Annotated in this window: 19 protein-coding genes; 11 read left to right on the forward strand and 8 right to left on the reverse strand. The window is 69.2% G+C overall.

What is annotated here, in order from left to right:
• Positions 1-2 precede the first annotated feature (2 nt).
• The gene (locus tag ACYVIO_RS14445) at positions 3-833 is read left to right on the forward strand and encodes an SAM-dependent methyltransferase (protein WP_460651252.1); all 831 of its coding nucleotides are present in this window, start codon (positions 3-5) and stop codon (positions 831-833) included.
• On the opposite strand, the gene ACYVIO_RS14450 is transcribed toward ACYVIO_RS14445, so the two are convergent.
• Positions 830-1,399 (reverse strand): helix-turn-helix domain-containing protein, encoded by a 570-nt coding sequence (locus ACYVIO_RS14450; RefSeq protein ID WP_460651253.1) that lies wholly within the window; start codon positions 1,397-1,399, stop codon positions 830-832. The genes ACYVIO_RS14445 and ACYVIO_RS14450 overlap by 4 nt on opposite strands.
• A gap of 53 nt (positions 1,400-1,452) precedes the next feature.
• Here ACYVIO_RS14450 and ACYVIO_RS14455 point away from each other — a divergent pair, with 53 nt between their 5' ends.
• The gene (locus ACYVIO_RS14455) at positions 1,453-2,142 is read left to right on the forward strand and encodes an AzlC family ABC transporter permease (RefSeq protein ID WP_460651254.1); all 690 of its coding nucleotides are present in this window, start codon (positions 1,453-1,455) and stop codon (positions 2,140-2,142) included.
• Positions 2,142-2,465, forward strand: a complete 324-nt coding sequence (locus tag ACYVIO_RS14460; protein WP_460651255.1) for an AzlD domain-containing protein — start codon at positions 2,142-2,144, stop codon at positions 2,463-2,465. The genes ACYVIO_RS14455 and ACYVIO_RS14460 overlap by 1 nt, the downstream gene beginning before the upstream one ends.
• Here the strand turns inward: ACYVIO_RS14460 and ACYVIO_RS14465 are convergent.
• Entirely contained in the window at positions 2,462-3,328 is an 867-nt protein-coding gene (locus ACYVIO_RS14465; RefSeq protein ID WP_460651256.1) for a phosphotransferase family protein, read from the reverse strand. The two genes, ACYVIO_RS14460 and ACYVIO_RS14465, sit on opposite strands and share 4 nt — an antisense overlap.
• 72 nt (positions 3,329-3,400) lie before the next feature.
• On the opposite strand from ACYVIO_RS14465, the gene ACYVIO_RS14470 reads away from it, so the two are divergent.
• Entirely contained in the window at positions 3,401-4,258 is an 858-nt protein-coding gene (locus tag ACYVIO_RS14470; RefSeq protein ID WP_460651257.1) for a resistance to Congo red protein, read from the forward strand.
• A 64-nt stretch (positions 4,259-4,322) separates the two neighbouring features.
• Here the strand turns inward: ACYVIO_RS14470 and ACYVIO_RS14475 are convergent, their stop codons facing one another.
• Both ACYVIO_RS14475 and ACYVIO_RS14480 read right to left on the reverse strand, forming a co-directional pair.
• Positions 4,323-6,389 (reverse strand): spermine/spermidine synthase domain-containing protein, encoded by a 2,067-nt coding sequence (locus ACYVIO_RS14475; RefSeq protein WP_460651258.1) that lies wholly within the window; start codon positions 6,387-6,389, stop codon positions 4,323-4,325.
• 56 nt (positions 6,390-6,445) lie between these two features.
• Positions 6,446-7,315, reverse strand: coding sequence for a S1 family peptidase (locus ACYVIO_RS14480; RefSeq protein ID WP_460651259.1), 870 nt, complete (start codon positions 7,313-7,315; stop codon positions 6,446-6,448).
• 256 nt (positions 7,316-7,571) lie between these two features.
• Between ACYVIO_RS14480 and ACYVIO_RS14485 the strand changes: the two genes are divergently transcribed.
• From ACYVIO_RS14485 to ACYVIO_RS14500, 4 genes are all read left to right on the forward strand, one after another.
• Positions 7,572-9,215, forward strand: coding sequence for a hypothetical protein (locus tag ACYVIO_RS14485; protein WP_460651260.1), 1,644 nt, complete (start codon positions 7,572-7,574; stop codon positions 9,213-9,215).
• 123 nt (positions 9,216-9,338) lie between these two features.
• On the forward strand, positions 9,339-10,826 hold the full coding sequence (locus ACYVIO_RS14490) for an LCP family protein (RefSeq protein ID WP_460651261.1): 1,488 nt from the start codon (positions 9,339-9,341) through the stop codon (positions 10,824-10,826).
• Positions 10,827-10,833: 7 nt separating this feature from the next.
• Complete coding sequence (locus ACYVIO_RS14495) at positions 10,834-11,859, forward strand: glycosyltransferase family 2 protein (protein ID WP_460651262.1); 1,026 nt, start codon at positions 10,834-10,836, stop codon at positions 11,857-11,859.
• Positions 11,860-11,928: 69 nt separating this feature from the next.
• The gene (locus tag ACYVIO_RS14500) at positions 11,929-12,348 is read left to right on the forward strand and encodes a pyridoxamine 5'-phosphate oxidase family protein (protein WP_460651263.1); all 420 of its coding nucleotides are present in this window, start codon (positions 11,929-11,931) and stop codon (positions 12,346-12,348) included.
• A gap of 24 nt (positions 12,349-12,372) precedes the next feature.
• Here the strand turns inward: ACYVIO_RS14500 and ACYVIO_RS14505 are convergent, their stop codons facing one another.
• Positions 12,373-12,807 (reverse strand): hypothetical protein, encoded by a 435-nt coding sequence (locus ACYVIO_RS14505; RefSeq protein ID WP_460651264.1) that lies wholly within the window; start codon positions 12,805-12,807, stop codon positions 12,373-12,375.
• Positions 12,808-12,978: 171 nt separating this feature from the next.
• Here ACYVIO_RS14505 and ACYVIO_RS14510 point away from each other — a divergent pair, with 171 nt between their 5' ends.
• The 3 genes from ACYVIO_RS14510 to ACYVIO_RS14520 are packed head-to-tail and all read left to right on the forward strand — an operon-like array spanning position 12,979 to position 15,234.
• On the forward strand, positions 12,979-13,614 hold the full coding sequence (locus ACYVIO_RS14510) for a DUF998 domain-containing protein (RefSeq protein WP_460651265.1): 636 nt from the start codon (positions 12,979-12,981) through the stop codon (positions 13,612-13,614).
• On the forward strand, positions 13,611-13,982 hold the full coding sequence (locus ACYVIO_RS14515) for a YciI family protein (protein ID WP_460651266.1): 372 nt from the start codon (positions 13,611-13,613) through the stop codon (positions 13,980-13,982). Before ACYVIO_RS14510 ends, ACYVIO_RS14515 begins: the two co-directional genes overlap by 4 nt.
• Before the next feature lies 1 nt (position 13,983).
• A complete protein-coding gene (locus ACYVIO_RS14520; protein ID WP_460651267.1) occupies positions 13,984-15,234 on the forward strand; it encodes an RNA polymerase sigma factor in 1,251 nt (416 codons plus the stop codon).
• On the opposite strand, the gene ACYVIO_RS14525 is transcribed toward ACYVIO_RS14520, so the two are convergent.
• From ACYVIO_RS14525 to ACYVIO_RS14535, 3 genes are read right to left on the reverse strand one after another with little or no spacing between them, the layout of a single operon-like run.
• Positions 15,231-15,671, reverse strand: a complete 441-nt coding sequence (locus ACYVIO_RS14525; RefSeq protein ID WP_460651268.1) for an SRPBCC family protein — start codon at positions 15,669-15,671, stop codon at positions 15,231-15,233. The two genes, ACYVIO_RS14520 and ACYVIO_RS14525, sit on opposite strands and share 4 nt — an antisense overlap.
• 2 nt (positions 15,672-15,673) lie before the next feature.
• Positions 15,674-16,027: an ArsR/SmtB family transcription factor gene (locus tag ACYVIO_RS14530; RefSeq protein ID WP_344174902.1), complete on the reverse strand. Its 354-nt coding sequence runs from the start codon at positions 16,025-16,027 to the stop codon at positions 15,674-15,676.
• Positions 16,024-16,482, reverse strand: coding sequence for an SRPBCC family protein (locus tag ACYVIO_RS14535; RefSeq protein WP_460651269.1), 459 nt, complete (start codon positions 16,480-16,482; stop codon positions 16,024-16,026). The genes ACYVIO_RS14530 and ACYVIO_RS14535 overlap by 4 nt, the downstream gene beginning before the upstream one ends.
• Between the last annotated feature and the right edge of the window lie 43 nt (positions 16,483-16,525).

Below are 16,525 nucleotides of genomic sequence, written 5' to 3' on the forward strand. Positions count from 1 at the left end.
GTATGTCCGATGCCACCAAGGCTCCGAGTTCCGTCCCGGTGGGTGTGGACACCACCAGGGCCAGTATCGCCCGGGTGTACGACGCCTTCCTGGGCGGCAAGGACAACTTCGAGGTCGACCGCGAGGTGCTGCGTGGGGTCCAGGCCGCCGCGCCGCAGGCCCAGGACCTGGCCTGGTCGAACCGGAACTTCCTGATCCGCTCGTGCCGGTTCCTGGCGGGCCAGGCGGGGATCACGCAGTACCTGGACTGCGGATCCGGTCTGCCGACCGCCGAGAACACCCACCAGGTCGTGCAGCGGATCCAGCCCAGCGCCAAGGTGCTCTACATCGACAACGACCCGGTGGTGCTCGCGCACGGCCGCGCGCTGCTCGAGGAGAACGAGAACACGCTGTTCCTCAGCGCCGACATCTTCGAGCCGGACGAGGTGCTGAGCAAGCCCGAGGTGCGTGAATTCCTCGACTTCAGCCAGCCGATCGCCGTGATGCAGGCCGGCACGCTGCACCACTACATCGGCACCGAAGGTGCGCAGATCATGCAGAAGTACGTCGACGCGGTGGTACCCGGGTCGTACACGGCGATCTCGCACTTCTTCGACCCGGAGACTCCGGAGCACACCGAGGTCGCCCAGAAGATGGAGGAGAAGTTCATCCACAGCCCGATGGGCAGCGGCAGGTTCCGCACCCGCAAGGAACTGATGGAGTTCTTCCCCGGCCAGGAGCTGGTCGCCCCGGGCCTGGTGCTCTGCGACGACTGGTGGCCGGACGGCCCACGGCTCAAGCCGCTGAACCAGGTCGAGGAGTGCATCGTCGGCGCCGTCGGCCGGAAGGTCTAAGCGGACTCCGACACCAGCACGAGGGTCGTGCCCGGCTCCAGTGCGCGGAAGACGTGCGGGAGGTCGCCCGGGTAGGCGATGTAGTCGCCCGGGGCGAGCTCGACCGGCTCGGTGCTGAGACCGATGAGGGCCCGGCCCGAGCCCAGTACGACGTGCTCGATCGTGCCCGGCATGTGCGGTTCCGAGTTGCGGCCGGGGCCGGGTTCGATCGTCAACCGGTAGATGTCGCGGCGCGCGTTCGGCGGGCAGGACGCGACCAGCGTCGCGCTGTAGTCGGCCTTCTCGGACCGGATCGCCGGGCCCTCGTTGGCCCGGATCACCTGCACCTTCGGCCGCGGCGGGTCGATCAGGTCGCCGAACTGGATCTCCAGCGCCACGCACAGCGCCCACAGCGTCTCGACGCTCGGGTTGCCGGTCCCCGACTCCAGCTGCGACAGCGTGGACTTGGCGACGCCGGCCCGTTTGGCGACCTCGCTCAGCGACAAGCCCGTCCGGGTGCGCTCGCGGCGCAGCGAGCCCGCGATCACGTCGAGTGGTGCCTTGGCGTCCATCAGTGTTCGCCCCATCGGTCCATGCGTTCGACTTGACGAACGCCCTCCGTCTGTTCATCATAAAACCCATGCGTTCGATCTGGCGAACACTCGACCCAGGCCTGGCCCGTGACATCGCACTGGTCTGCCTGGCCGACGGGGTCGTCGGGCTCTCGTACGGCGCGATCAGCGTCGGCGGGGGACTGAGCCTGTGGGTGCCAGTCGCGATGTCGCTGCTGGTGTTCGCGGGGGCGTCGCAGTTCCTGTTCGTCGGGATCGTGGCGGCCGGGGGCTCGCCGATCGCGGCGACCGTCGCCGGGCTGCTGGTGAACAGCCGGCACGTCGCGTTCGGGCTCGCGGTCAGCGACGTGCTCGGCGGCGGCTGGCGCCGGATGGCCGGCAGTCACCTGATGACCGACGAGAACGTCGCGTTCGCGCTCGGCCAGGAGGAGCTACGACACAAGCGCGCGGCGTACTGGCTGTGCGGGATCGGGATCTTCATCAGCTGGAACGTCGGGGTGGTAGTCGGCGCGCTCGCCGGGTCGGTGATCACGGACACCGACGCGTTCGGGCTCGACGCGGCGTTCCCCGCCGTACTGCTCGCGCTGGTGCTGCCCGCGCTGAAGGACAAGGCAACCCGTACGGCGGCGCTGGTGGGCTCGGTCGCCGCGCTCGCGGCGACGCCGTTCCTGCCGGCCGGGCTGCCGGTCCTGCTGGCTCTCGTCGGTCTGCTCTTCTACCGCCCGATCACGACCGACAGAACCCTGGAACCCGCCTGATGAACAATCCCGCCCTGGTCCTCGTCGCGATCCTGATCCTTGCCGCAGGCACCTTCTCGCTGCGCGTCGCCGGCCCGATGATGCGCGCCCGCTTCGAGCTCTCCGACCGGGCGCAGCAACTGCTCTCCACCGCCGCGGTCGTCCTGCTCGCGGCGCTGGTTGCCACCGCCACCTTCACCGCGGGCCACACCCATGCCGGGATCGCGCGGCCCCTCGGCGTACTGGTCGGTGGGGTCCTCGCGTGGCGCCGAGCGCCCTTCGTCCTGATCGTGGTCGCAGCAGCGGCCACCGCCGCGGGGCTTCGCCTGCTCGGCGTTCCCTAGAGCACCTGCTGCAGGTAGGTCTCCAGCCGATCCTGCAGTACGCCGGGCGTCAGGTCGGTGCGCCCGAGTTCGCGCCACGGGCCCGCGACCTTCTCGGCGTCGGGCGCGAAGCCGAGCGCGTCGAGGACCTGCCAGTGCCGGAGATCCTTGGAGAGCTGCCCGCCTGCGGCGACGTAGAGGTCGGCAAAGCGCAGGCCGACGTCCGCGCCGTGCAGCAACGCGAGTGCGGTCGAGCAGTGCGCGACATCCAGATCGGCCGGTCCCCAGGAGGTCTCGACCCAGTCGACGACGCCGCTGACCTGGTCGCCGTCGAAGAGCACGTTGCCCGGATGGAAGTCCCGGTGCAGCAGCACTCCGTCGTACGGCGGAAGCTCGCGCGCGACGACCTCGACCGCGCGGGTCCAGACCTCCGGCCGGTTGGTTGCCTCGGGCACCCGAACCTTGTCGGCCGAGACCCAGACCTGGAACTCGCGCGGCCTGGGATCGACCTGGACGCGGTGGATCGCGACCAGTTGCTCGGCGAGCTGACGGGAGCGGTCGGCCTGGACGTCGACTGCGCCTGGCAGCAACGACATGACGAGCGACGGCGCTTCGCCGTACTGCGCTGTCGAATCGACGGCTAGCAGGCGCGGCGCCGGGACGCCGTCGACGTCGGCGAGTGCGCGGAGCATCCCCGCCTCCCGTTCGAGCAGACCTTGCGCGTGCCGGCGGAAGAACTCGGTCACGAACGAGCGGACCACGACCTCCCGCCCGTCGACGAGCCGGACGCGGCGCATCTCCGACGTCCAGCCGCCGCGCAACGGGGTCACCGTGTCGACGCGGCTACCGGTCTGTTCGATCACCCAGCGCAGCAGCTGTTCCACGCACCGCACCCTACGTCGCCCTTTCGGGCAGATTGGCCTGGCGGGATCCTCCGGCGGGTTAGCGTGCGGGGTATGACGAGCTACTCCGGGGGACCTGTGGCACCGAAGCGGACACTGACGTGGATCGCGATCGGCTGCTTCGTCCTCGGGCTGGTGCTGAGCGGGATCTTCGTGGTCCGCCTGGTGCAGAACCTGCCGAAGGCCCCGACCCGGGTCGACGGCGGGACCGTGCAACTGACCGACGACGGGCTGACCGTGTACTCGACGGTCCCGACCCTGATCCCGCCCTGCACGGCGAAGGATGCCTCCGGCACCGACATCCCGCTGGAACGGGTGAAGGGGTCGCAGCAGATCACCCTGAACGGCGACACCTGGTACGTCGTCGCCCAGTCGGTCCGCAAGGTCCCGGCCCAGGAGATCGTGGTCGACTGCGACGCCGCCGGCACCGGAGGAACCTTCTACGCCGGCCCCAAGCTCGCACTCGGCTCCCTGGTGGTGTCGGTGCTGCTGGCGATCGGCTCGTTCGTGATCTTCTTCCTGATCGGCATCGTGCTGATCATCGTCGACAACGTCCGCAGACGCCGCATGAGAAAGGCAACCATGGCTAACCCCGGCCCGAACAACCCTCCGACCCAGGCCAACACGTTCCCGACCTTCGGCCAGAACGGTGTGGACCCGGACTACCCGGTCCCGCCCGCCGACGAGCCCCGCGGCTACACGCAGCACGGCGGCCCCGGCACCGGCAACGACGGCGTAGACCCCGACTACCCGGCCCCCCAGCCGGCCCCGCCCGGCCCGGGCAACGACGGCGTCGACCCGGACTACCCGGCCCCGCCCGCCGAGACCGACGGCGTGGACCCGGACTACCCGGCGCCCCCGGCTGAGACCGACGGAGTCGACCCCGACTACCCGGCCCCGCCGCGCAGCTAGTCAATACAGACCGAAAGAGCTCGACCACCAGGTGGTGGTCGAGCTCTTTCGGTTCAGGGTCGAGCTAGGAACTCGCTCCCACCGATTTCGGGCGGAGGAGGAACGCTCCGATGTAGAGCAGGGCGGCGATGACGATCAGGCCGTCGAAGCCGATGATCAGGGCTGCGTACTCGAGGCAGCCGCCGAGCAGGGCGCCGAGGAGGTTGGCGCCGAAGCTGGCGGTGCCGTCGGCGGTGTCGGTGAAGCGCTTGGCGAAGATCACGTTCGCGGCGAAGATCGGCAGGAACGCGATCACGACCGCGACCAGGGCCCGCAGGCCGAGCGGCATGCCGAGCAGCCAGCTGTCGGGGAAGATCCAGCTCAGGAGCAGACCGCCGAACAGCACGACGTACATGGTCTTCAGGGGTGGAGTCTTGAAGCGTCTGGTGACTTCGACGGCGGCCAGTACGGCGACCAGGACGCCGGCGAAGACGATCGCGTTGACCACCCACGTCGTCCCGAACAGCAGGGCGAAGCCGGTGATCGACTTGGTCTCCAGCAGCATGAAGCCCGCGCCGAGCAGGAACAGGTCGGCGTACGGCCGCATCCGCCGGTACGACGAACCGCCGCCCGCGATCCCCACGCCGATCAGGCCGGCGACCAGGATCAGCGCGATCGTGATCAGGTACAGCGACGGGATCCGGTCGGTGAACAGGTACAGGAACGGCCGGTTGTCCGTCGCCGGCGGCGGCGTGGTCGCGGACGCACCGGCCCACTCCGACCCGCAGGCCTGGTCCGCGGTGGTCAGGCCGACCGTGACGACGGCCTGCTGCAGGTCGTCGCCGACCTTGTCGACGCACGGCTTGTGCCCGAACGCCTTCTGCGCCGTCGAGGCGAGCCGGTCGATCAGCCACGTCTCGCGGTAGTAGTTGTACATCGCGAACGCGCCGCCCGGCGCGAGGTGCTCCTGCGCGCTCTTGAACGCCTGCTCGGTGAACAGGTAACTCTCCAGCCGCAGCGAGCTCGCGCCGTTCACCAGCGTCAGCGAGTCCGGCAGCGCGAGCAGGATCAGGTCGTACTTCTTGTCGGTCCGGGACAGGAACGCCCGCCCGTCGTCGATGTGCGAGGTGACGCGCGGGTCCTGGTACGGGTGGTCCGGGTGCTGCTCGCGGCCGATGTCGCGCAGCCGCGGGTCGATCTCGACCGCGTCGACGTGCTTCGCACCGTTGCGCAGGGCAACGGCCACGTCGGTGCCGGAGCCGGCGCCGATGATGAGGACGTTCTCCGGGTTCTTCTTCGCGGCCCGCTCGTACGGCAGCCCGTACTGCGGCTCCCACTGCAGCCGCTTCTCGGCCGGGATCGCCTGCTGGTGCGGGACGCCGTTCACGGTGATCGTCAGCAGCGGCGTGTTCTCGTACGTCGAGGAGGAGGTCTGCACCTTGTAGTACGGCGACCAGCTGTTCTCCGGCCGGGTCGACTCGTGCAGCAGCACGCCGAGCATCACCAGCAGCGGAGTCGCCACCAGCGCGCCGCTCAGCGCGGCCGCGGTCGCCTTCTTGCCCGGCACCATCAGCGCCAGGAACCCGACGGTGACCAGCAGCCCCCACCAGATCGGCGGCGCGCCGAGGAACGACAGCAGCGTGAACGTCACGATGCCGGTCAGGCTGCCGATCAGGTCGTACCGGTACGCCGTGAGCCGCGGCAGCTCGGTGAAGCAGCGCCCGACCAGCTCGGCCGGCCCGGCCAGGATGACGGCCGCGGCGATGAAGATGATCGGCAGGATCACCCAGACCGGCGGGCCGGTGGTGTCCAGGCTGGTGAAGTAGATGACGCTGTCGCCGGACCGGTTGACGGTCACCGGCTTCCACGCGATCACCAGCACCAGCAGGCCGAGCATGATCGGGGAGTAGTACGGAAGCCGCTTGGCCTTGCCGGCGCGCAGGATGCCGATCCCGATGCCGAGGAACGAGCCGAGCAGCACGAAGTTCGAGAAGTAACTGAGGTGGACCACGTTCGAACCGGTCCAGCGGATCAGCGCGAGCTCCAGGAAGAGCATCAGGGCGCTGGCGGCAACCAAGCGGGGTTTGACCCCGATCGGACTCTGCCACTGGGGAGGTTCGGCCGTACGAGGGGTTGACGAGTCGACTGCCATGGGCTGGGACCTTACCCAGGACAGTGGCCTACGTCACCCCTCGTCCGGCTTTGGAACTACCGGCGTGCCGGTTTCACCAGCTGGCAGCCCGACTTGTTCAGGTCGATCGTGCGGGAGGCGGTCAGGCAGGTGTAGAGCCACCAGGTCTGCTGGCCGTACGCCGCGCCCTGGTCGACGGTGACGTTGCCCGCCGCATCGACCTCGCAGGGGTTGTTCACCGTGCAGCGGGCGCCGTCCTCGTTGCCGGTGTTGTTGACGCCGATCACCTCACCGGTGCTGGTGCTGACCACCGGCGAGCCCGACGTACCGCCGATCGTCTCGCAGCCCGGCTGCAGGTACTTGATCGAGCTCTTCCAGGTCCAGTTGCCCTCGCGCAGCTCGGGAATCGTGGCCTGCACCGAGCAGGTGTAGATCCGCTTCCAGTAGCCGGACACGACGGCCATGCCGGCGCCGTTGGCCGGGCCCTGCTTGGCCAGCGTCAGCGGCGTGACGTTGAGGCGGGTCTTGATCGCGTTGTAGGTCTCGTTCACCTCGTACACGATCATGTCGGTCTTGGTCATCGTGCCGTAGAGGATCCGGCTCGCGCGCACGGTCCCGGCGTTGCTCGCGTTCGGGCGCAGCAGCGTGATCGAGCGAGTCGAGGCGCGGTTGACCAGAACGACGCCTGGGTTGAGGAATCCGCCTTCGTAGCAGTGCCCGTTGGTGAGCACCATCGCCTTGTCGGTACCGACCGACTCGGCGTACCGGACCAGCGAGGCGGAGCAGTTGCTGAGCGCTGCGATGCCGGTGTAGTCGGCACCCGGCGCGGCGGCCTTCGCGGGTGCCGCCGGCGCTTCGGCGACCTCCACCGCGTGGGCCTGGCTACCGCCGAGCAGCACGGCGCTGCAGGCGAGAGCGGAAACGAGAACGGAACGGACGAGTTTCATGGGCGGTGATCCTTTGTCCTCACAGGTGTCCGCGAACTGGGCGGTTGCAGACAGGGCGTAGTGGCCTTGGAACTCTTCGTATCCGAAGACCCGCCGCCGAAACCATCACAAACGCGTGAAACCTGCCGATCCAGGGGCGGTTGCAGGGGTTTCCCTCCGCACCCGCAACCATCCACCACCCCAGCGGACACCAGCAGGTATGCGTTCACTCACCCTGTTGGTGTCTTCCGCCCTTCTGCTCTCTTCACTGACCGTCATGCCGGCGACCGCCCAGCCACCGCCGCCCCCGTCCGAGCCGGTACTGACAACAGTGCCGGTGCTGAAGACGGTGCCGGGCCGCTCGACCCGGCTCGACCCAGGAGCACCCGCGAAGGCGCCCGCCGTACTCGCGAAGCGCTTCGCCGCGGCGAAGACCGCCGCATTGACCCTGCGTCATCTCGACCGGACCGGAACGCTCTCTCCCGGAGCTGAGACCGCGATCGCGAGCCTCGACGGGATCGTCAACGAGCCCGTGGACGTCGGCACCGGCGAGGTGACCGTCGAGCTCCCGCTCGGCCGGTACGTCCTGGTCAGCGTCGTGCCGACCGGTACGACGGCCAGTGTGCTGGTGCAGCCGTTGCTCGAGCTGGGTGCGGCCTCGACGGTCGTGCTCGACGCGCGACAGGCGAAGCCGTTCGACGTGACGGTCGCGGACCACGCCGTCGCGTCGTCGTTCGCCGCGCTGTACTTCTCCCGCCGTGCCGACGACGGCTCGCAGATCCAGTTCCAGCTTCCCGCCGAGACGATCACCGACGTGTTCGCCGCGCAGACGGGTCCGGCCGTTCCGGCCGGGGAACTGACCTCGAGCGTGATGACCCAGTGGGCCGTGCCGGGCAAGGCCGGGGACTTCACCGGGACGCCGATCACCTACAACACGATGAACACCATCCGGGGCACGTTCTTCACCGGCCTCCAGCGCGTGGTCCAGCCGAAGACGCTGGTCCCGTTGGAGGCCCGCCTGTTCACCACCGGTCCTGGCCTGAGTACGACGAAGTCGGTGCATCTGCTCGCGCCGGAGATGTACTCCAGCTGGGGCAAGGGATACGGCGGCCCCGGGCCGCGCACGGTCACCGAGTACGTCGAGCCGGGCGCCGAGGTGCTCGAGAGCTTCCAGGAGCGGGAAGAAGGGCCGGACGCTCTGCTGGTCACCGCGCAGGACGACCGGGCCACCCGGACGATCTCTCCCGGCCGGACCTACACAACGCCGTGGAACAAGGGCGTGCTCGGCCCGTTCGTCACCGAGAGCGCGGCGATGCGGTACGGCGACTTCTTCGGCGTCGGCATCGGGATGTCCAACGACTCCGCGGGCCACACGGGCTGGGGTCAGGACACCGCCGCCGTCACCAGGCTGTACCGCGACGGCGTCCTGGTCGTGGAGGCCGACCGGGCCGGAGATCTCGGTCGCGATGCTCAGGTGGAGCCCGGCCTGGCGTCGTACCGGTTGGAGAGCGAGGTCGTGCGCAATGCCGCGGCGCGTCGATCGACACAGGTGAAGGCGTCCTGGACGTTCCGCTCCGACACGGCGAGCGAGGACGGCGAAAGGCTGCCACTGTGGTCGATCGGCTTCCGGCCGGCCGTCGACGCGACCAACGACGTACGGCGGACCGCGATCACGAAGCTCCCGTTCACCGTGACGCCGCAGCCGGGAGCGACTGTCGGCAAGGTCGGGAAGCCGGTCGTGGAGCTGTCCGGTGATCGCGGCAAGACGTGGCAGCGAGCGACGGTTGTCACGCAGCGCAACGGGTTTGTCGCGGTCGCCGCGACGCCGCCGGGTGCGACGATCTCCTTGCGGGCCAACGCGACCGACTCGGCCGGCAACACGATCGAGCAGACCGTGGTGGACGCGTACGGGCTGCGCTGAGACCTACGTTACGAAGGCGTCGACCCCCGCAGGTCGGCGCCTTCGTTGTGCACTCAGGCTGTTACTCTCCGACTCGGAATCCGCCCAGCTCGAACCATCCCCCGGTCGCGTACGTCGTACGAAGTGACCCTGGGGGAACAGGAGGTGGACGTGATGCGGCCGGAGAAGCCGGAGCTGAAGAATCTGAGTGAGCCGGTCCGCTTCAAGCGGGCGCTGGCGCTCCTGCTGATGACGCTGGTGCTGCCGGGCTCCGCGCAGATCGTGGCGGGCAGCAAGAAGGCCGGCCGGTACGCCTGGCGGGTGATCGCGGGACTGGTCGCGATCGTCGTGTTCCTGGTGCTGCTGTCGCTGGTCTGGCGGTCCGGGACGATCAACCTCATCGTGTCGCCGACCACGCTGCGGATCGTGCAGGTGCTGCTGATCCTGCTGGCCGTCGGGTGGGCCGCGCTGTTCGTCGACGCCTACCGGCTCGGCCGGCCGCTCACGCTGGAACGCAACCACCGGCTGACCGCGAGCATCGTGGACGGCGTGCTCGTCGTCCTGGTGATGAGCGTCCTGATCTGGGGCAGCACGATCGTGTCGGCGCAGCGCGACTTCGTCGCCAGCGTGTTCGGCAACGGCGAGAAGTCCAAGGCGGACAAGGGCCGCTACAACGTGCTCCTGCTCGGTGGCGACTCCGGCGCCAACCGGATCGGCGTCCGGCCGGACAGCCTGACGCTGGCCAGCATCGACGCCGAGACCGGGCGGACCGTGCTGATCGGTCTGCCGCGGAACATGGCGAAGGTGCCGTTCCCGGCCGGGACCGAGATGGCCAAGCAGTTCCCGAACGGCTTCGAGTGGGACGGCTGCGGCCACGACTGCTACCTGAACGGCGTCTACACCTGGGCGATGGGACACAAGCAGCACTTCCCGGGTGTGAAGGAGCCGGGGTTGGTGGCGACCCAGCAGGCGGTCGAGGGACTGACCGGGCTGAAGGTCAACTACTACGTGCTGATCGACATCGCCGGCTTCCAGCACTTGCTCGACGCGGTCGGCGGAATCACTGTCGACGTGGGCAAGAAGGTCCCGATCGGCGGCATCGGCGGGCCGATCAAGGGCTACATCAAGCCGGGCAAGGACCAGCACCTCGACGGGTACCATGCGATGTGGTTCGCCCGGTCCCGGGCCGGGGCCAGCGACTACGAACGGATGACCCGGCAGAAGTGCGTGATGACCGCGATGCTCAACCAGCTCTCGCCGCAGAAGGTGCTGACCAAGTTCCAGGGCATCGCTTCGGCCAGCAAAGAGGTGGTCCAGACCAACATCCCGTCCGGTGAGCTGGGGACCTTCACGGACCTGGCGCTGGACTCCAAGAAGCTTCCGGTGTCATCCTTCTCGCCGGTGCCACCGCTGATCAAGACCGGTGACCCGGACTTCGACCTGGTCCGGACGAAGGTCGCGGAGGCGGTGGGCAAGTCCGAGGCACTGGACAAGGGATCCGACGACGGGGACGGTAAGAAGTCGGACACACCGAGTAGCGTGTCTCCCAGTAAGAAGCCGAGTTCGCCCGGCAAGACCCCGTCCAAGCCATCCACCGACGTCGACGACGTCGCACAAGTCTGTAAGGCCTGACCTGAAGATGCTGTCCAACTGGCCCCCGGTCTCCGTCGTGATGCCCGTGCTGAACGAGGAACGCCACCTCGAGGAGGCGGTCGGCCGCGTTCTCGACCAGGAGTATCCCGGCGAGCTGGAGGTCGTGCTCGCGATCGGTCCGGGCAAGGACCGGACCGAGGAGATCGCTGCCCGGCTGGCGGCCGCCGACGCCCGGATCACGATCGTGCCGAACCCGACCGGCAAGACGCCGGCCGGGCTGAACGTCGGCATCGCGCACGCCCGGCACGACATCGTCGTCCGGGTCGACGGGCACGGCGTGCTGACGCAGGGCTACATCACCCGCGCGGTCGAGGTGCTGGACGAGAGCGGCGCGGACAACGTCGGCGGCGTGATGGCGGCCGAGGGGCGTACGCCGTTCGAGATGGCGGTCGCCTGCGCGTACCGGTCCCGCCTCGGGCTCGGCGCCTCGACGTTCCACCAGGGTGGCAAGGCCGGACCGGCCGACACCGTGTACCTGGGCGTCTTCAAGCGGACGGCGCTGGAGCGGGTCGGCGGCTTCGACGAGTCGATGCACCGCGCCCAGGACTGGGAGCTGAACTACCGGATCCGCAAGACCGGCGGGCTGATCTGGTTCAGCCCCGACCTGTCGGTGACGTACCGGCCGCGCTCGTCGCTGTCGGCCGTCGCGAAGCAGTTCTTCCACACCGGCCAGTGGCGCCGCGAGGTGATCCGCCGGCACCCCGAGACCGCCAGCAAGCGGTACCTGGCGCCCCCGGTCGCCGTCGGCCTGCTCGCGGTCGGGCTGATCCTCGGCGTCGTCGGCCTGATCGTCGGCAGCGCGATCCTCGACCTGGGCTTCATCATCCCGCTCGGGTACGCGCTCGCCGTGATCGCCGGCTCCGCGATGGAAGGCCGCTACCTTCCGTGGAAGGCGCTCTTCTGGCTGCCCGGCGTGATCGCCACCATGCACGTCTCCTGGGGCCTCGGCTTCATCGTCGGCCTGCAGGAGAAGCCGGCCGGCCCGGCGCTCACGTCACCGGGCGCAGCCTGACGCTCTGACGTATGCGATCGGGCCGCTCGGACATGGAGCCGCCCGATCCAATGTCGTTGAATGGGTGGCATGACTGAACTGCTGACGCCCGAAGACCTCGAGTTCCTCGCCCGTCCGCTGCACGGTTTCCTCACCGTGGCCGAGAGCCCAGCTCCGGCACAGCCCCGGCCCGTGTGGTTCGAGGCCACCGACGACGGGACGATCCAGCTCTTCACCGAGCCAGGTGCGCTGAAGGTCCGGCGCCTGCGCCGCGACCCGCGGGCCTCGATCGTGGTTGCGGCGCCCGTCGGTGAGCCCGAGCGCTGGGTGTCCGTGGTCGGCCGAACGACGATCGAGGACGACGGCGCGCACGACCTGTGCTCCCGCCTCGCCGCCCGGTACTGGGACCTCGGCGACGAGGCGCTGGCCGGCGCCCTGAAGGAGATGCTGGGCGCCGACCTGCTCCGCATCGTCATCCACCCGGAGTCCGTCCGCCGCTACGCCCTCTGACGCTCGGCCGGGCGTCGTACGGCGTCAGCGGCGGGTCATCGTGGAGTCGTAGCCGCCACCGCCGGGGTAGATCCACTCGCCGACCATCACCCGGTCGCCGTCGGTGAAGGTGCCCTCGAAGTACGCCGGGCTGCCCTTCGCGCCACCCCAGATGGTCAGCTTGTCGCCGTCCAGTTCGTAGGTGTAGTCGAGCGTGTCGCCGGTCGAGCCGTAGAACCGCGAGTGCACATCGGCACTGGTCGGCTCCCCGAACGGCCGCAGGTTGCCGATGATCTCCACCCCACTCACTCGGTGCCCGGAGTGCTCGAGCTCCACGGTCTGCAGGAGGAAGTAGCCACCCTCCATCCACTCGTACTTCACAACGCCCTCGGCGCCGCCGGTCACGGTCCACTCGCCGACCAGCCGGTCGAGCGCCTTCAGCCCGGCGGTCGGGGCGGGGGTCACGTGGTTCTCGGTCATCGTCGTCTCCTCGGTTCCGGTCCGCAGTTCCTGCGCACTCACCGCCACCTCGGATCCGCCCGGCCGGCTTCAACATCTGCTGGTCTGTGAGGTGGATCACACGTCGGCTGATGTTGAAGCAGCTCTCTCGGCAGCGAGGTAGCGGTGACACACCGACCCGAGGAGCACCCGATGACCACTCTCACCGCCACCAGAACGTCCACCACCCGCCAACTGCTGACCGCCGCGGCGATCGCCGGACCGTTCTTCTACGCGGTCGCGATCGCCCAGATGCTGACCCGCGACGGCTTCGACCTGCGGGTCCACCCGATCAGTCAGCTGGCCACTGGATCACTCGGCTGGATCCAGATGATCAGTTTCGTACTCACCGGCCTGGGCGTGATCGCGCTCGCGGTCGCCCGTCGCCGACTGATCACCGAGGGCACCGGCCGCCGCGCGGTCCCGCTCTTCCTCGGTCTCTTCGGCGCCGGCCTGGTGATCGCCGGCCTGTTCCCGATGGACCCGCAGAACGGCTTCCCGACCGGCGCACCCGACGGCACGGTCGAGATGTCCTGGCGCAGCGTCGTCCACTCGGTCGGCGCGGCGGTCGCCTTCACCGCGCTCGCGGTCGCGTGCATCGTCCTGGTCGTCGACGCGGTCCGGCGCCGGTTCACGAAGGCGGCGGTCGGGCACGGAGTGGTCGCGTTGGTGATGCTGATTCCCGTGTCGCCGACCGGGGCGAGCCTGCAGATCGCCTTGACTGGAGCGGTGGCCTTCACCTGGACGACCGTGTACGCCGTGCAGCTGACCGACCGGAGGACGAGATGAAGTTTCTGGTGCTGAGTTACACCCCGGCGGACAGCTGGGACGGAGCGACGGCTGACGTGCCGTCGGAGGAGGCGCTGGCGGCGTTCGCGGCGTACCAGGTGTTCGAGAAGGAGCTGCGGGAGACGGGGGAGTTCGTCACCAGCGAAGGGCTGGGGCATCCGGTGGTGACGACGACCGTGCGGAAGACGAGCGCCGGGGTGGTGGCGACCGACGGTCCGTTCGCGGAGCTGAAGGAGGTGCTGGCGAGTTTCGCGGTGATCGACTGCGTGAGTCTCGAGCGGGCCACCGACATCGTGAAGCGGATGGTCGACGTCCTGGGCGAGCCGATGGAGATCCGGCCGATCATGGGTGACGACTTCGCCGGCTGAGATGCCTTCCACCGAAGAGATCGAGCACCTGCTGCGCACCGAGGCGCCGCAGGTGCTCGGTGCGCTCGTACGACGCTTCAGCCGCTTCGACACGGCCGAGGACGCGACGCAGGAGGCCTTGCTGGTCGCGAGCCGGCGATGGCCGAAGGAGGGAATCCCGGACGAGCCGCGGAGCTGGCTGATCCGCGTCGGCTATCGCCGGATGGTCGACCTGCTGCGCTCCGAGCAGGCGGACCGCCGCCGCGAAGAGGAGGCCGCCCAGGCCCGCGCCGCTCAAGCTCAGGCCGCCCAAGCCCAGGCCGACCCGGCCGGCCCCGCGCCGCAGGTCGCCGACCAGGACGACAGCCTGCTGCTGCTGTTCCTGTGCTGCCACCCAGCGCTCTCCCCGCCGTCCCAGGTCGCCCTGACCCTGCGCGCCGTCGGCGGCCTGACGACCGCGGAGATCGCCCGCGCGTACGGCGCTGCCGAGCGCTCGATGTCGACCCGGATCAGCCGGGCCAAGCAGACACTCAAGGACAGCGGCGCCCGCTTCACCGCGCCGACCGACGATCAGGACGAGCGGATCGCGGCCGTCATGCACGTGCTGTACCTGATCTTCAACGAGGGCTACACCGCCACCGGCGGGGACCAGTTGGCCCGAACGGACCTGTCTGCCGAAGCGATCCGGCTGACCCGCATGCTGCACCGCCTGCTCCCCGACGACCACGAGGTCGCCGGCCTGCTCGCGTTGATGCTGCTGATCGTCTCCCGCGACGCGACCCGCGCCGACGAGCAGAACCACCTGGTCCAGCTGGAGGACCAGGACCGCTCGCGGTGGGACCAGGCGTTGATCGCCGAGGGCGTCGCGCTGATCGAGGGTGCCTGGGTGCATCGCCAGGTCGGCCCGTACCAACTCCAAGCGGCCATCGCCGCCATCCACGCCCAGTCGAAGGACGCCGCGCAGACCGACTGGCCGCAGATCGCCGCCCTCTACCTCTGGCTGGAACGCCTGGCGCCCACCGCCCCGATCCGCCTGAGCCGCGTCGTCGCCGTCTCCAAGGCCTTCGGCCCGCAGCGTGCCCTGGCCTTGCTGGACGATCTCAACCTTGCCGAAGATCCGCTCGTCCATCACCGCGCGGCCGCCGTACGGGCTCATCTGCTGGAGTCCACCGGCCGCCCAGCAGAAGCCCGGGCCGCTTATCTCGACGCTGCCGACCTCACCGCGAACGAGGTCGAACGTCGCTACCTGCGAGCCCGGGCCGAGAAGCTCTAGTGCCAGTTGGAGATCTGCACGTCGTCCGGCGACGGTGAGCCCTTGCCGGTCTCCACGTAGTCCTTGAGGCTCAGCAGGTACGACGCCCACTTGGTCGAGCAGTGGTTCATGAACTCGACCGGCTCCTTCCAGCCCTCGTGGGCGAACAGCACGACGGTGTGCTCGCCGTCCTGCTTCAGGTCGAACGTGATCGTCGTCCCCATCCACTCCTCGGGTCCCTCGGCGACCTCCCAGCGGACCCGGTCGGGCTTGATCTCGATGACCTTCATGTCGAACCCGCCCGGGATGAACCGGAACTTGATCACCCCGTCGACCGACGCGTCGCCCGCGGTGTCGGTGGTCCACCACGAGGCCAGGCCGTCGATGGTGGTGAGGGCCGGCAGGACGTCGTCCGCGGTCGTGGCCTTGGTGGCGATGCGGTGCAGGATGTCGGGCATGGTCAGTGCTCCTTCTTCTTCGGTGGTACGGATTCGGACTTCTTCTGAATGGTTTCGGCGAGGCGCTTGATGCGCTGCAGGCGGCGGTCCCAGGTGGCGCCGACGTCGGCCAGTTGGGCCGCTGCCCGGGCCAGCTGCGCGTCGTCGACCTGGTAGCGCATCTCGCGGCCCGCAGGGGCGACGTGCACGAGTCCGACCCGGTCCAGTACGCCGAGGTGCTTGGCGACGGCCTGGCGGGTCACGGGGAGCTGATCGCTGAGGCTGGTCGCCGTACCGGGGCCGTCGGCGAGCAGTAGATCGAGCAGCCGGCGTCTGGTCGGGTCGCCGATCGCGGACCAGAGGTCGTCGTCGATCATCGCGCGGCCAGCTTGTCGACGTACCGGCCGAGCCGCGACAGGAAGTGGTCCCAGCCGTTCTCGTGGTCGCGGTACTGCTCCTCCAGTACGGCGACCTCCCAGCCCTGCTCGCGGAAGCCGGTCTCGGTCAGCTTGAGCGTCGTCCCGGTCCCGTTCGGGACGAGCTCGAAGGTGACGAGCAGCGAGTTGGCCGTGGCGGCCGGCTCGCCGACCGGGTGGGTCCAGCGGAACGAGAACAGCCGGGGCTTCTCGACCTCGACCACGGTGATCGCGACGGCCTTCGGGTCGTCGGTGCCCTGGTCGAAGACGATCCGGCCGCTGCCCCCGGGGACGAGCGGGTAGTCGGCCTCGTCGGGCCACCACTCGCGCAGGTGCTCGGGGCTGCTGACCACCTCGAACACCACGTCCGGGCTGGCGTCGATGTGGATCTCGCGTTCGAGGGTGCCGTACTCCATCGGGAACTCCTGGTGATCTGCAACGTTTGGTTGCGCATCACTG

It is taken from the genome of Kribbella endophytica, assembly GCF_054781295.1.